Genomic DNA, 14587 nt, shown 5'->3' on the forward strand with positions numbered 1-14587 from the left:
TCGCCTATGTTGGCCGTGACGAAACTGTGGACGATGTCCGGGGGCAAAGCTGCCCCACGCAGGCATCATGTGGAGGAGGCGCTGTGAGCAGCGACCCGTGGGGCCGCGTCGACGAGACGGGCACCGTGTACGTGCGTACCACTGACGGCGAGCAGGTCGTCGGTTCCTGGCAGGCCGGTACTCCCGACGAGGCACTGGCCTACTTCGAGCGCAAGTACGAGGGACTGGTCGTGGAGATCGGCCTCCTCGAACGACGAGTGAAAACGACCGACCTGTCCTCGAAGGACGCCCAGGTCGCCATCGCCCACATCCGCGATCAGGTGGACGCCCACCACGCGGTCGGGGATCTGGACGCGCTGAAGGTCCGGTTGAACAAGCTCGTCGAGACGGTCGACGCCCGTCGTGAGGAGCGCAAGGCGCAGCGGGCGAAGCAGTCCGACGAGGCCCGGCACTCCAAGGAGGCGCTGGTCGTCGAGGCGGAGGAGCTGGCCCAGTCCGACCAGTGGCGGGCCGCCGGTGAGCGGCTGCGCGCGCTCGTGGACACCTGGAAGGGCCTGCCGAGGCTCGACCGGAAGTCCGACGACGAGCTGTGGCACCGCTTCTCGCACGCGCGCTCGGCGTTCTCCAAGCGACGCAAGGCGCACTTCGCGTCGCTGGACGCGCAGCGCGAGGACGCCCGCAAGACCAAGGAGAAGCTGGTCGCGGAGGCCGAGTCGCTGTCTGCCTCGGCCGACTGGGGTCCGACGGCGGCCCGTTACCGCGAGCTGATGGCGGACTGGAAGGCCGCGGGCCGCGCCCAGCGCGAGCACGAGGACGACCTGTGGAACCGCTTCCGCGGCGCCCAGGACGTGTTCTTCGCGGCGCGCAGTTCGGTCTTCGCCGAGCGGGACGCGGAGCAGACGGAGAACCTGAAGCTCAAGGAGGAGCTGGCCGAGGAGGCCGAGAAGCTCGTCCCGGTGCAGGATTTGAAGGCGGCCAGGGCCGCTTTCCGCTCGCTCAACGAGCGCTGGGAGGCCATCGGCCATGTGCCGCGGGACGCCCGCCCGAAGGTCGAGGGGCGGATGCACGCGGTGGAGCGGGCTCTTCAGGACTCCGAGGAGACCGAGTGGCGCCGGACGAACCCGGAGGCACGCGCGCGTGCGGAGGGTCTGACCGGGCAGCTGCAGGCGGCCGTGGACAAGCTCCAGGGGCAGATCGAGACGGCTCGCTCCGCGGGGAACGGGGCGAGGGCCGACAAGCTCCAGCGGGAGCTCGACGGGCGTCAGGCCCTTTTGGAGCAGGCGCTCAAGGGGCTGCACGAGTTCGGCGGGTAACGTCCGCTGGAGGGCCCGGTTTCGTCTGCGGGTACGTCGTGGCCGGCCGCGCAGTTCCGCGCGCCCCTTCGGGAGCGCTGCCCGACCGACACAGGAGGGGCTCCCGTACGAACCTGTACGGGAGCCCCTCCTGTGTCGTGTCCGGCCGTCAGGCCTCCGAGGGCCTGCGGGCCGATGTCACGCGGTACACGTCGTACACGCCCTCCACTCCCCTGACCGCCTTCAGGACGTGGCCCAGGTGTTTGGGGTCGCCCATCTCGAAGGTGAAGCGGGAGGTGGCCACCCGGTCGCGCGACGTCTGGACGGCCGCGGACAGGATGTTGACGTGCTGGTCGGACAGGATCCTCGTGACGTCCGACAGCAGCCGCGAGCGGTCCAGTGCCTCGACCTGGATGGCGACCAGGAAGACCGAGGACTGGGTGGGGGCCCACTCGACTTCGAGGATGCGCTCGGGCTCGCGGGACAGCGAGTCGACGTTGACGCAGTCCGTGCGGTGGACCGACACTCCGCTGCCGCGCGTCACGAAGCCCATGATCGGGTCGCCGGGAACGGGCGTACAACAGCGGGCCAGCTTCACCCATACATCGGCGACGCCCTTGACGACGACACCCGGGTCGGCGTTCGAGCGGCGCTTGCGGCCCCGGCCGTGGGCGGGCGGGACGCTCTCGTCGATCTCCTCGGAGGCGGCCTCCTCGCCGCCGAGCGCCTGCACGAGCTTCTGCACGACACCCTGCGCGGCCACATGGCCCTCGCCGATCGCCGCGTACAGGGACGAGATGTCGGGATAGCGCATCTCGTGCGCGAGCGTGACCAGCGAGTCGCCGGTGAGGATGCGCTGGATCGGCAGGTTCTGCTTGCGCATGGCGCGCGCGATGGCGTCCTTGCCCTGCTCGATCGCCTCGTCGCGGCGCTCCTTGGAGAACCAGGCGCGGATCTTGTTGCGGGCGCGGGGCGACTTGACGAAGCCCAGCCAGTCCCGCGACGGTCCGGCGCCGGACGCCTTGGAGGTGAAGACCTCCACCAGATCGCCGTTGTCCAGGGTCGACTCCAGCGGTACGAGGCGTCCGTTGACACGTGCTCCTATGGTGCGGTGGCCCACCTCCGTGTGCACCGCGTAGGAGAAGTCCACGGGTGTCGCGCCGGCCGGCAGCGCTATCACGTCGCCCTTCGGCGTGAACACGAAGACCTCGTTGCGCGAGAGGTCGAAGCGCAGGGACTCCAGGAACTCCCCCGGGTCCTCGGTCTCCTTCTGCCAGTCGAGGAGCTGGCGCAGCCACGCCATGTCGTTGAGGTGGTCGTCCTTGCCGGTTGTCCTCGGCTGGTCGGAGCGCACCTTGGAGGCGCCCGCGACGGCCTCCTGCTTGTACTTCCAGTGGGCGGCGATGCCGTACTCGGCGCGGCGGTGCATGTCGAACGTACGGATCTGGAGTTCGACGGGCTTGCCGTTGGGACCGATGACCGTCGTGTGCAGCGACTGGTACATGTTGAACTTGGGCATCGCGATGTAGTCCTTGAACCGCCCCGGAACCGGGTTCCAGCGGGCGTGGACGGTGCCCAGTGCCGCGTAGCAGTCGCGGACCGTGTCGACGAGGACGCGGATGCCGACCAGGTCGTAGATCTCCGCGAAGTCACGGCCGCGGACGATCATCTTCTGGTAGACGCTGTAGTAGTGCTTCGGACGGCCGGTGACGGTCGCCTTGATGCGGGCCGCGCGCAGGTCGGACTGGACCTCGTCGGTCACTATGGCGAGGTATTCGTCCCTCTTGGGGGCGCGCTCGGCGACCAGGCGCACGATCTCGTCGTACATCTTGGGGTAGAGGATCGCGAAGGCGAGGTCCTCCAGCTCCCACTTGATGGTGTTCATGCCCAGGCGGTGGGCGAGCGGCGCGTAGATCTCCAGGGTCTCGCGCGCCTTCTTCTCCTGCTTCTCGCGCTTGAGGTAGCGCATGGTGCGCATGTTGTGCAGGCGGTCGGCGAGCTTGATGACCAGGACGCGCGGGTCCCTGGCCATGGCGACGACCATCTTGCGGACGGTCTCGGCCTGCGCGGCCTCGCCGAACTTGACCTTGTCGAGCTTGGTGACGCCGTCGACGAGGAGGGCGACCTGGTCGCCGAAGTCCTTGCGGAGGGTGTCGAGCCCGTACTCGGTGTCCTCGACCGTGTCGTGCAGGAGGCCCGCCATCAGCGTGGCCGGGTCCATGCCCAGCTCGGCGAGGATCGTCGTCACCGCGAGCGGGTGCGTGATGTACGGGTCGCCGCTCTTGCGCTTCTGGCCGCGGTGCCAGCGCTCGGCGACCTGGTAGGCGCGCTCGACCTGGCGCAGCGTGGCCGTCTCGATCTTCGGGTCGTTGCTGCGCACTATCCGCAGCAGCGGCTCCAGGACCGGGTTGTACGGGTTCGAGCGCTGGACGCCGAGACGGGCGAGCCGGGCCCGTACGCGGTTGGAGGAGCCGCCGGAGCGGGCGGGCTGGCCGGAGGCGGGCCGGGCGGCGGACGCGGGGCGGGCCGCCGGCGCCGAGGCCTGCCGCTCGGGGGCCGCCGGCTCGGGACGTGGCTGATCCGCCGCCTTGGCCGGGGCGGCCGACCCGTTCTTCGCGGGTGCGGGCGCGGCGGGCGTGCCCGCGGGCGCCGCGGACTGGTCGGGCCTGGCGGCCGGTGGTACCCCCGGGCGGTCGGCCCTGGGGGCGAGTGGCTGGGCCTCGTCTGGCAAGAGGGCTCCTCGTGCGCGATCCGGGTCCCCGGTCAGGCTCCGGAAACCCCATGGTAGCGATCCTGGGCTCGGGTCTCGCCTTCGGCCGGTGGGACGGCCTTCCACGGGAGAAACACGAGAGGCGGGTCCCGGATTCCTCCGGGACCCGCCTGCGCCGTGTCCTGCGGGGTGCTGAGCGGTGTCGAACGGGTGGCCGCCCGGTTGCCGGGCGGCTGGTCGTCCGGTCGCTCAGACCGTGAGCAGTGCCTCCAGCGGGACGCCGTCCAGAGCGGGCTCCAGACGGGCGCGACCGCCCAGGAAGCCCAGCTCCATGAGGACGGCGACCCCGGCGACCTCGGCGCCCGCCCTGCGGATCAGCCGGAGCGAGGCCTCGGCGGTGCCACCGGTGGCGAGGACGTCGTCGACGACCATGACGCGGTCGCCCGGCGTGAGGTCCTCGGCGTGCACCTCGATCTCGGCGGAGCCGTACTCCAGGTCGTACGCCTGGCTGAGGGTCGCTCCGGGGAGCTTGCCGGCCTTGCGTACGGGGATGAAGCCCAGTCCCGCGCGGACCGCGACGGGGGCGCCCAGGATGAAGCCGCGGGCCTCCAAGCCGACGATCTTCGTGGCGCCGTTGCGGACACTGATCTCGGCCAGGGCCTCGGTGAGCGCCGTGAACGCGGCCGGGTCCGCCAGGAGCGGGGTGATGTCCTTGAACACCACGCCCGGCTCCGGGTAGTCCGGCACGTCACGGATCCGGCTGAGCAGCAGCGCCGTGGTGTCTGCGAGTCCGGTCATCGGCGCTTGCCCGAGGGACGGCCGCGGCCCCTGCCCCGGGACGACGGCTGGGCGCGCTGGGCACGGGGTCCGACGACCGCGGGGGTCGCGTCGTCGTCATCCGGCTCCTCGTCGTCGTACGAGCGCTCGACGACCGGGGCCTCCAGGGACTCGCCCTTCGCCGCGGCGGCGGCCCGCTTGGCCCGGATGCGCTTCCTCAGTGCCTTTATCTGCGGCTCGCGCTCCTTGAGGTCGGCGACGAGCGGCGTGGCGATGAAGATCGAGGAGTACGCGCCGGCGGCGAGGCCGACGAACAGCGACAGCGAGATGTCGTTGAGCATGCCCGCGCCGAGGACACCGCCACCGATGAACAGCAGGCCCGCCACCGGGAGCAGCGCGACGACCGTGGTGTTGATGGAACGCACCAGGGTGCCGTTGATCGAGCGGTCGGCGATCTCGCTGTAGGTGTAGCGCGTCTGTTTGGTGATGTCCTTCGTCTGTTCCTTGAGGCTGTCGAAGACGACCACCGTGTCGTACAGCGAGTAACCGAGGATCGTGAGCAGACCGATCACGGTGCCCGGTGTGACTTCGAACCCGACGAGCGCGTAGACGCCGACCGTGATGGTGATGTCGTGGATGAGCGCCACGAGCGCGGCAGCTGCCATACGCCACTCGAAGGCGATCGCCAGATAGATCACGACAAGGACCATGAAGATCGCCAGGCCCTGCCAGGCCTTGTTGGCGACCTGATCACCCCAGCTGGGGCCGACCAGGTCGGCGGCGATCTTCTCCGAGTCGACCTTCAGGTCCTTGGCGAGCTGCTGCTTGATCTGGTCGGACTTGCTGGTGTCGACGCCGGCGACCTGGATGCGCAGTCCGCCGTTGCCGAGCTTCTGGACGATCGCGTCGTGGCCGGAGGCCTCTTCCGCGTACGTCTCGGCCTGGCTCACCGAGATGCTGGTGCGCTCGGTGGTGAAGACGGCGCCGCCCTGGAACTCGATGCCCATGTTCAGACCGCGCACCGCGAGGCCCAGGATCGCCGTGATGGTGATCAGGATGGAGACGGCGTACCAGATCTTGCGCTTGCCGACGAAGTCGTAGCCGATCTCACCGCGGTGGAGCCGGGCGCCGAGGGTGCCGAGTTTCGACATCTCACGCCTCCTTCGTGTCGACGGGGGCGGACGCACGACGGGTGCGGCGCAGCGGCGGCTGCACGCCCAGTCGCTTCGGGTCGAGGCCGGACCAGCTGTGGCCCTCCGCGAAGAACTTCCTGCGGGCCAGGAGCGACATCAGCGGCTTGGTGAAGAAGAAGACGACCACCACGTCGAGCAGGGTGGTCAACCCCAGGGTGAAGGCGAAGCCCTGGACCTTGCCGACGGTGACGACGAAGAGCACGGCGGCGGCGAGGAACGACACGAAGTCGGAGACCAGGATGGTGCGCCGGGCGCGCGGCCAGGCACGCTCGACCGCGGGGCGCATCCTTCGGCCTTCGCGGATCTCGTCACGGATGCGTTCGAAGAACACGATGAACGAGTCCGCCGTGATGCCGATGGCCACGATGGCGCCGCAGACCGCGGGCAGGTTCAGCGCGAAGCCGATGGTCGGGCCGAGCAGCGCCATGATCACGTAGGTCATGACCGCGGAGACCAGCAGCGAGGCGATGGCGATGAGCGACAGACCCCGGTAGTAGAGCACCAGGTAGATGATGACCAGGGCCAGGCCGATGGCGCCGGCGATCAGGCCGGCCTCCAACTGCTCGCCGCCGAGCGCGGCGGTGACGGTGGTGACGCTCGCCTCGGTGAAGGTGAGCGGCAGCGCGCCGTACGACAGCATGTTGGACAGGTCCTGGGCCTCCTGCTGGTCGAAGCTGCCCGAGATCTCCGCGGTGCCGCCGGTCAGCGCCTGGCTGACGTACGGGTCGGAGACGACCTCACCGTCGAGGACGATGGCGAACTGGTTCTGCGGGGACTGGTTCTGGGCCAGCTTGCCCGTGATGTCCGCGAACTTCTTGCCGCCCTTGCTGGTGAAGTCCATGGTGACTTTCCAGCCCGCGGCACCCTGGGTGTCGAACACGGCCGAGGCCTTGTCGACGTCCGTGCCCTCGACCTCGGCCGGGCCGAGGATGTACTTCTGCCACTGGCCCTGCGAGTTCTGGCCGCAGGCCACGGTCGGGTCGCCGGCCTTGACGCCGTCACCGGCCTTGGCGCGGACCGTCTTCTTGCTGCAGTCCAGCGCGGTGTACTGCGCCTGGAGCTTCGCGGTCGCCGGGTCGGTGCTCGCGGACGCCGAGGGACTGGCCGCGGTGGAAGCGCTCCCCGTGACGCTCGCGGAGGGAGTGGGGTCGGCCTTCAGCGCGTCGGTGACCGCCCGGCCCTGCGAGGTGGCGGAGGCGGAGGGCGACGAGGACGAGGTGACCTTCTCGCTCTCCTTCGCCGAGGCGGAAGGGCTCGCGGAGGAGCTGCCGGACGCGCTCGGGGACGGGGTCGCGGCGTCGGCGCCGGAGACCTCGGTGACCAGCACGGGACGGAAGTAGAGCTTGGCGGTGGTGCCGACCTGTTCCCGGGCCTGCTCGGAGTTCGTACCCTTGGGGATGTTGACGATGATGTTGCTCTCGCCCTGGGTCTGCACCTCCGCTTCGCTGACGCCCAGACCGTTGACACGGCGGTTCATGATGTCGACCGCGGTGTCCATGTTGGTCTTGTTGATCGCGTTCTTCTGACCGGGTTCGTTCTTCGCCTGGAGCGTGATGCTCGTACCGCCGGCGAGGTCGATGCCCAGTCGCGGTGTCGTGTGCCCGGAGGCGAACATGCCGCCGGTGAGCGCCACGATGGCGATCAGGATCAGGGCCAAGGTGCGCCCCGGCCTGCCCTGGGTGCCCTGTCGGCCCTTCTTAGGTGCTGCCACCTTCTCGTTCTCCCTCTTCGTCCGCCCGGTCTCTCGGTACCTTCGCGGACGGGCATCAAATGGTGTGGAGGTTCCGCGCGAAGCCGGACGTCCGGGGACCACGGCGCGCGAGCGGCGCACTCGGCGGTCCCCGGTCGCGGCTACTTCGTGTCGGACTCGCCGTCGGACTTCTTCAGCTCTGCGGCGTCGGTCTTCTTCGGCTCCGCGACGGCGGACTCGTCGGCGGGCTCGGCGACGGGCTCGGCGACGGGCTCCACGGTCGGCTCGGCGACCGGCTCGTCGGCCGCGTCCTTCTTGCCGAGGTCGATGTGCTTGTCGTCGGAGACGTCGGCGGACTCGTCCGTCTCGGTGAGGGAGGAGGCGTCGTCCGGCACGACCGACTCGTCGGACTTCAGGTCGTGCTCGATGCCGTGGACGATGCGGTTGTACTCGTCGTCGCCGAGGACCGCGCCGATGGAGTTCTTCGCGAAGAGCAGGTCGACGCCCGGGGCTGCGTCAAGGAGGACCGTCTCCTCGTTGACCTCCTTCACCGTCGCGTACATGCCACCGATCGTGCGGACGCCGGTGCCGGGCTGCATGTCGTTGCGCATCTGCGCAGCCGCATTCTGCTTCTTCTTGGCCGACCGGGTCATCAGGAACATGGCCCCGATGAGCACGATGAACGGGAGGAGGGTCACGAGACTCACGGGACGGAACTTCCTTCATTCGACCGCGATGGTGAGCGGCCTGATGGATGGGGGTATGTACGCCGTCGACAAGGGCGGCATCGGCGGAGTCTAAGCGAGTCCGCCGTCAAGGAACAACGCTCAGCATGGCACCGGGGTTCCTGACCTCGCGAGCCCCCTCGCCGTCACGCCCCGAACAGGTCCCCTTGTCCGTTTCCACCGGTTGACGACCGGGGCGGCGTGAGGCCCAGGTGAGCCCACGCGGCCGGTGTGGCGACGCGTCCACGGGGCGTACGGGCCAGCAGCCCCTCGCGAACGAGGAAGGGCTCGGCCACCTCTTCGACGGTCTCGCGCTCCTCCCCCACGGCCACGGCGAGCGTGGAGAGGCCGACGGGCCCGCCGCCGAAGAGCTTGAGCAGGGCTTCGAGGACGCCCCGGTCGAGGCGGTCGAGGCCGCGGCTGTCCACTTCGTACACCGCGAGGGCGGCCCTGGCGATGTCCTGGTCGATGACGCCGTCGGCCTTGACCTGGGCGTAGTCACGGACCCGGCGCAGCAGACGGTTGGCGATACGGGGTGTGCCCCGGGAGCGGCCGGCGATCTCGGCTGCCCCGGCCGTGTCGATCTGCACGTCCAGCAGGTGTGCGGAGCGGTGGATGACCCGTTCCAGCTCGGCGGGCTCGTAGAACTCCATGTGGGCGGTGAAGCCGAAGCGGTCGCGCAGCGGGGGCGGCAGCAGGCCCGCGCGCGTGGTGGCGCCGACGAGCGTGAAGGGCGGCAGTTCGAGGGGGATGGCGGTGGCACCGGGGCCCTTGCCGACGATGACGTCGACGCGGAAGTCCTCCATCGCCATGTAGAGCATCTCCTCGGCGGGCCGCGACATGCGGTGGATCTCGTCGAGGAAGAAGACCTCACCCTCCTGGAGGGAGGAGAGGATCGCCGCGAGGTCGCCCGCGTGCTGGATGGCGGGGCCGCTGGTGATGCGGATGGGGGCTTCCATCTCGGCTGCGATGATCATCGAGAGGGTGGTCTTACCCAGGCCGGGGGCGCCGGAGAGCAGTACGTGGTCGGCGGTGGCGCCCCGCGCGCGTGCGGCGCGCAGGACGAGGTCGAGCTGCTCGCGCACCTTCTCCTGACCGATGAACTCACCGAGGTCCTTGGGCCGCAGAGCGGCCTCGACGGCCTGCTCCTCACGATCGCCGGACGCACCGACAAGCCGCTCGGCGGTGTCGTCGTCGGTCGTCTCGTCCCAGTTCATTCGGTGTGCCTCGCGGTATTAGGGGTTCCGGGTCGTACGGGTGGAGATCTTTTTTACGGGGGCGCGACCCGCAAGGGCGCGCCCCCGAAGGGGCGCGGGGAACTGCGCGACCTGGGGGCACCTCCCGGCCGAAGGCTGGGGGACCACAGCGCACCCGCAGGTCGATCACGGCCCCTCCCCCGCGGCTCAGCGAGTCCTGTTGAGGCTCTGGAGCGCCGCCTTCAACAACTGCCCGACCTGCGGTGCCTCGCCGGAGGCCTCCGCCTGCGGCGCAACCGCGGAAACCGCTTCGTCGGCCTCCCGGGTCGCGTACCCCAGACCGATCAGCGCGGCATGCAACTGCTCCCGCCATCCGGCGGCGACGGGCCGCCCGATCGCCGCGCCACCCGTACCGAGCGGTTCCCCGAGGCGGTCCTTCAACTCAAGGAGCAGCTTCTGGGCACCCTTCTTGCCGATGCCGGGGACGGCGGTGAGCGCCTTCTCGTCCCCGGTGGACACCGCGCGGCGCAGGGCGTCGGGGCCGTGCACGGCGAGCATCGCCTGGGCCAGGCGCGGACCCACCCCGCTCGCGCTCTGCAGCAGCACGAAGGTCTGGCGCTCGTCGTCGTCCACGAAGCCGTACAGCGTGAGCGAGTCCTCGCGGACGACCAGGGAGGTGGCCAGCGTGGCCTCCTTGCCCATGCGCAGCCCGGAGAGCGTGTGGGGGGTGCACTGCACGGCGATACCGATACCGCCCACCTCGACCACCGCGGAGTCGGGGGCGAGGGCGGCGACCTTGCCGCTGACGAAGGCGATCATCGGGTGACCTTCCGGCTGGAGAGCTGGGCCCGGCGGTGCGCGGCCTGCGCCTGCTGGAGGCGGTTCACGGCCGGGGCACGCCAGATGTGACAGATGGCGAGGGCGAGGGCGTCCGCGGCGTCGGCGGGCCTGGGAGGCGCGTCGAGCCGGAGCAGCCGGGTGACCATGGCGCCGACCTGGGCCTTGTCGGCGCGGCCGTTGCCGGTGACGGCGGCCTTGACCTCGCTGGGGGTGTGCAGGGCGACGGGGATGCCGCGCCGGGCCGCGCAGAGCATCGCGACCGCGCTGGCCTGGGCCGTGCCCATCACCGTACGGACGTTGTGCTGGCTGAACACCCGCTCCACGGCGACGCATTCGGGCCGGTGCTCGTCGAGCCACTGCTCGATGCCCTGCTCGATGGCGACGAGACGCTGTCCCAAGTCCGCGTCGGCGGGGGTGCGGACGACTCCGACGGCGATCATGGTGAGCGGCCGGCCCGCCACGCCCTCGACGACACCGACACCGCACCGGGTCAATCCGGGGTCAACGCCCAGTACCCGCACCCGGTCCCCTCCTTCGGTCCCTCGGCCCCACCCGGCCACCACCGGGGGCTGCCCCCGATTCGTGCAGGTTATCGGGTGCCACCGACAACGCCCGCCAGCGACGCCCGACGAGGGGACGGGCCGGCAACGGAACGGGCCGACGGGGTGTGTCCCGTCGGCCCGTTGAGTCCGTACCGCCCGCGGCAGGGCGACGCGCGGAGTGCGGTGTACGCGTCGACGTTACGCGTCGACCTTCTCCATGACCTCGTCGCTCACGTCGAAGTTGGCGAAGACGTTCTGCACGTCGTCGCTGTCCTCAAGGGCGTCGATGAGCTTGAAGATCTTCCGGGCGCCCTCCTCGTCCAGCTCGACATGCATGGTCGGCACGAAGTTGGCGTCGGCGGAGTCGTAGTCGATGCCGGCCTCCTGGAGCGCGGTGCGCACCGCGACCAGGTCGGTGGCCTCGGAGAGGACCTCGAAGGACTCACCGAGGTCGTTGACCTCCTCGGCACCCGCTTCGAGCACGGCATCCAGGACGTCGTCCTCGGCCAGCTCGCCCTTGGGGACGATGACGACGCCCTTGCGGTGGAACAGGTACGAGACCGAACCCGGGTCGGCCATGTTGCCGCCGTTGCGGGTCATGGCGACGCGTACGTCCGAGGCGGCGCGGTTGCGGTTGTCGGTGAGGCACTCGATGAGCACCGCGACACCGTTGGGGCCGTAGCCCTCGTACATGATCGTCTCGTAGTCGGCGCCACCGGCTTCGAGACCACCGCCGCGCTTGACCGCGGAGTCGATGTTCTTGTTCGGAACCGAGGACTTCTTGGCCTTCTGCACGGCGTCGTAAAGCGTCGGATTGCCGTCGAGGTCCACGCCGCCCATACGCGCCGCTACCTCGATGTTCTTGATCAGCTTCGCGAAGAGCTTGCCGCGCTTGGCGTCGATCACGGCCTTCTTGTGCTTCGTCGTGGCCCATTTAGAGTGGCCGGACATCTGCCTGTCTCCTTCGCGTAACCCAACCAGTACGAACTCCCGAGGCTTCGAGAGCCTGGGGGACCCCCAGATCCTACTAGGACGCCGTTGTCCGGGTCGCGCGCACCATGTCGACGAAGAGACCGTGCACGCGGTGGTCGCCGGTCAGTTCCGGGTGGAACGACGTGGCGAGCGCGTTGCCCTGGCGTACAGCGACGATGTGACCGCCGTACTCGGCCAGTACCTCGGCCTGCGCGCCCACCGATTCCACCCAGGGGGCCCGGATGAACAGGCCCTCCACAGCGTCGCCCTCGATGCCCGTCACGTCGACCTTCGCCTCGAAGGACTCGTTCTGCCGTCCGAAGGCGTTGCGGCGCACGATCATGTCGATGCCGCCGATGGTCTCCTGGCCCGAGCGGGGGTCGAGGATCTTGTCGGCGAGCATGATCATGCCCGCGCAGCTGCCGTAGACGGGCAGGCCGTCCCGCACGCGCGCGCGTAGGGGCTCCATCAGGCCGAAGAGCACGGCCAGTTTGGAGATGGTGGTGGACTCGCCGCCGGGGACGATCAGTCCGTCCACCTCGGCGAGTTCCTCGGGGCGCCGCACCGGCCTTGCCACGGCGTCCGCCGCGGCCAGGGCGATGAGATGCTCCCGTACGTCGCCCTGGAGTGCCAGGACGCCTATGACGGGGGTGGTGCTCATCTACGGTATGCCTGCCTTGTGTGAATGGGTGCCCTGGAGGGGGTGGTCACCGTCCGCACGACGCCTGCCGTCCGGATGACGCCCACCGTCCGGAAGGTGGTTACCAGCCGCGGTTCGCGTAGCGCTCGGACTCGGGGAGGGTGTCGCAGTTGATGCCGACCATGGCCTCGCCCAGGTTGCGGGAGGCGTCCGCGATGATCTTCGGGTCGTCGTAGAAGGTGGTGGCCTTCACGATGGCCGCGGCGCGCTTGGCCGGGTCGCCGGACTTGAAGATGCCGGAGCCGACGAAGACACCCTCGGCGCCGAGCTGGCGCATCAGGGCGGCGTCGGCGGGAGTGGCCACGCCACCCGCGGAGAACAGCACGACCGGGAGCTTGCCGAGCTCGGCGACCTCCTTGACGATCTCGTACGGGGCGCGCAGCTCCTTGGCGGCGGCGTACAGCTCGTTGTTGTCGTAGCCGCGCAGCCGGGCGATCTCGTTCTTGATCTGCCGCAGGTGGCGCACGGCCTCGACGACGTTGCCGGTGCCGGCCTCGCCCTTGGAGCGGATCATGGCGGCGCCCTCGGCTATGCGGCGCAGGGCCTCGCCCAGGTTGGTCGCGCCACAGACGAAGGGGGTCGTGTAGGCCCACTTGTCGGAGTGGTTGACCTCGTCGGCGGGGGTGAGCACCTCGGACTCGTCGATGTAGTCGACGCCGAGGGACTGCAGGACCTGGGCCTCCACGAAGTGGCCGATGCGCGACTTGGCCATCACCGGGATCGAGACGGCCTCGATGATGCCCTCGATCATGTCCGGGTCGGACATGCGTGCCACGCCGCCGTCCTTGCGGATGTCGGCCGGGACCCGCTCCAGGGCCATGACGGCCACGGCGCCCGCGTCCTCGGCGATCTTCGCCTGCTCGGGCGTGACGACGTCCATGATCACGCCGCCCTTGAGCTGCTCGGCCATGCCGCGCTTCACGCGCGCGGTGCCGGTGGCCGGGGTGTCGGTGGGCTGGGCGGGGTGGGAGAGCGTGCTGGACACGGGTGGACCTCACTCGGTGAAAGAGAGCTTCTGCGAACACCGAGGAAACGCCCGGGGACCAGGCCACAGCAAGGGCCAATGGGTAGGCGGTGGCTCATTTTCCGCGCACTGGAAGGCGTTTCCCCTGATCAGCGCCCTGCACAAGGGGCTCGTGCGTAGTCCACGCGCGCGTGGACTACGTCCCGGGGCGGTCCGCCAGCGCCGTCGGCGGCTCGTCGTCCATTTCGAAGGCCAGGGGAAACGGGGCGTGTCCGGCCAGCCGGAACCAGCGCACCGTGCGGTGGCGGCGCAGGGCGCGGGCCGCCCGTACGGCGTCGTTGTGGAAGCGCCGGGCCATCGGTACGCGGCGGACCGACCGGGCGAGTTCGAGGGCCGCGTCCTCGCCGCCGCGGGCCGCCCGGACCGCCTCGACCTGCTCGGTCGCTCCGAAGACGGCCCGCAGTGCCTGGCTGAGGTCGCTCTCGGCGACCTCCCGGTGGTCCTCCTCGGCCTGCCGGGCGGCGTGCGCTGCCTCGTAGAGCACCATCGACGCGGCCGGATCGAGCACGCCGGCGGTGGCCAGTTCCTGTGCGACCGAGGCGCGGCGCAGGAGCGTGGCGTCGAGGGCTGCGCGGGCCGCGTCGATGCGTGAGTGCAGGCGGTCGAGACGGCCTGCCGTCCAGCTCAGGTAGAGGCCGATCGCCACGAGGGCGACCACGATCCAGATCAGTGTGGAGGTCACGGGGGCACACGCTACCGGTGGGGGTGGAGGCGCCTTGCGCCGCAGGCGCCCCCGCGATGGCGCCTGCGGCGCCTCTCCGTTTCCGGGTGCGGGCCCGGTGGGGACTGGTCGCGCCCCGCGGCGGAGCCGCCTATGCCACAGCCCCGCGCCCCTGAGCAGCCGGCTTCGCCACGCTTTTCGTCTCGCCCGACCGGCGAGCGACGCCGCGCCCTTGGGTCTTGCAGCCCGTCCGGCGCTTGAGGAC

Annotated in this window: 13 protein-coding genes; 1 reads left to right on the plus strand and 12 read right to left on the minus strand. The window is 70.1% G+C overall.

All coding sequences use genetic code 11. From position 1 onward, the window contains the following. Window positions 1–83: 83 nt before the first annotated feature. Window positions 84–1313 (plus strand): DUF349 domain-containing protein, encoded by a 1230-nt coding sequence (locus ACIOKD_RS10195; RefSeq protein ID WP_402080867.1) that lies wholly within the window; start codon window positions 84–86, stop codon window positions 1311–1313. Between the two features lie 148 nt (window positions 1314–1461). Here the strand turns inward: ACIOKD_RS10195 and ACIOKD_RS10200 are convergent, their stop codons facing one another. The 12 genes from ACIOKD_RS10200 to ACIOKD_RS10255 form a co-directional block, all read right to left on the minus strand. Beyond that, window positions 1462–4023, minus strand: a complete 2562-nt coding sequence (locus tag ACIOKD_RS10200) for a RelA/SpoT family protein (protein ID WP_402080869.1) — start codon at window positions 4021–4023, stop codon at window positions 1462–1464. 228 nt (window positions 4024–4251) lie between these two features. Next, on the minus strand, window positions 4252–4800 hold the full coding sequence (locus ACIOKD_RS10205) for an adenine phosphoribosyltransferase (protein WP_402080871.1): 549 nt from the start codon (window positions 4798–4800) through the stop codon (window positions 4252–4254). Next, a complete protein-coding gene (secF, locus tag ACIOKD_RS10210) occupies window positions 4797–5930 on the minus strand; it encodes a protein translocase subunit SecF (protein ID WP_402080873.1) in 1134 nt (377 codons plus the stop codon). The genes ACIOKD_RS10205 and secF overlap by 4 nt, the downstream gene beginning before the upstream one ends. 1 nt (window position 5931) lies before the next feature. Next, window positions 5932–7683 carry a protein translocase subunit SecD gene (secD, locus tag ACIOKD_RS10215; RefSeq protein WP_402080875.1) on the minus strand — a complete coding sequence of 584 codons (1752 nt, stop codon included), beginning with the start codon at window positions 7681–7683 and terminating at the stop codon, window positions 5932–5934. Between the two features lie 140 nt (window positions 7684–7823). Then, entirely contained in the window at window positions 7824–8369 is a 546-nt protein-coding gene (gene yajC / locus ACIOKD_RS10220; protein WP_402080878.1) for a preprotein translocase subunit YajC, read from the minus strand. 164 nt (window positions 8370–8533) lie between these two features. Continuing rightward, entirely contained in the window at window positions 8534–9604 is a 1071-nt protein-coding gene (gene ruvB, locus ACIOKD_RS10225) for a Holliday junction branch migration DNA helicase RuvB (RefSeq protein ID WP_402080880.1), read from the minus strand. A gap of 186 nt (window positions 9605–9790) precedes the next feature. Further along, window positions 9791–10402 carry a Holliday junction branch migration protein RuvA gene (ruvA, locus tag ACIOKD_RS10230; protein ID WP_402080882.1) on the minus strand — a complete coding sequence of 204 codons (612 nt, stop codon included), beginning with the start codon at window positions 10400–10402 and terminating at the stop codon, window positions 9791–9793. Then, on the minus strand, window positions 10399–10944 hold the full coding sequence (gene ruvC / locus ACIOKD_RS10235) for a crossover junction endodeoxyribonuclease RuvC (protein ID WP_402080885.1): 546 nt from the start codon (window positions 10942–10944) through the stop codon (window positions 10399–10401). Before ruvC ends, ruvA begins: the two co-directional genes overlap by 4 nt. Window positions 10945–11163: 219 nt before the next feature. Then, complete coding sequence (locus ACIOKD_RS10240) at window positions 11164–11916, minus strand: YebC/PmpR family DNA-binding transcriptional regulator (protein ID WP_402080887.1); 753 nt, start codon at window positions 11914–11916, stop codon at window positions 11164–11166. Between the two features lie 76 nt (window positions 11917–11992). Then, a complete protein-coding gene (gene pdxT / locus ACIOKD_RS10245; RefSeq protein ID WP_402080890.1) occupies window positions 11993–12598 on the minus strand; it encodes a pyridoxal 5'-phosphate synthase glutaminase subunit PdxT in 606 nt (201 codons plus the stop codon). A 100-nt stretch (window positions 12599–12698) separates the two neighbouring features. Then, window positions 12699–13622, minus strand: coding sequence for a pyridoxal 5'-phosphate synthase lyase subunit PdxS (gene pdxS / locus ACIOKD_RS10250; RefSeq protein WP_398288846.1), 924 nt, complete (start codon window positions 13620–13622; stop codon window positions 12699–12701). Between the two features lie 175 nt (window positions 13623–13797). Beyond that, window positions 13798–14343: a hypothetical protein gene (locus tag ACIOKD_RS10255; RefSeq protein WP_402080893.1), complete on the minus strand. Its 546-nt coding sequence runs from the start codon at window positions 14341–14343 to the stop codon at window positions 13798–13800. Window positions 14344–14587 lie beyond the last annotated feature (244 nt).

Origin of the sequence: Streptomyces sp. NPDC087844, assembly GCF_044742785.1 — a bacterium.
GTDB lineage: Bacteria > Actinomycetota > Actinomycetes > Streptomycetales > Streptomycetaceae > Streptomyces.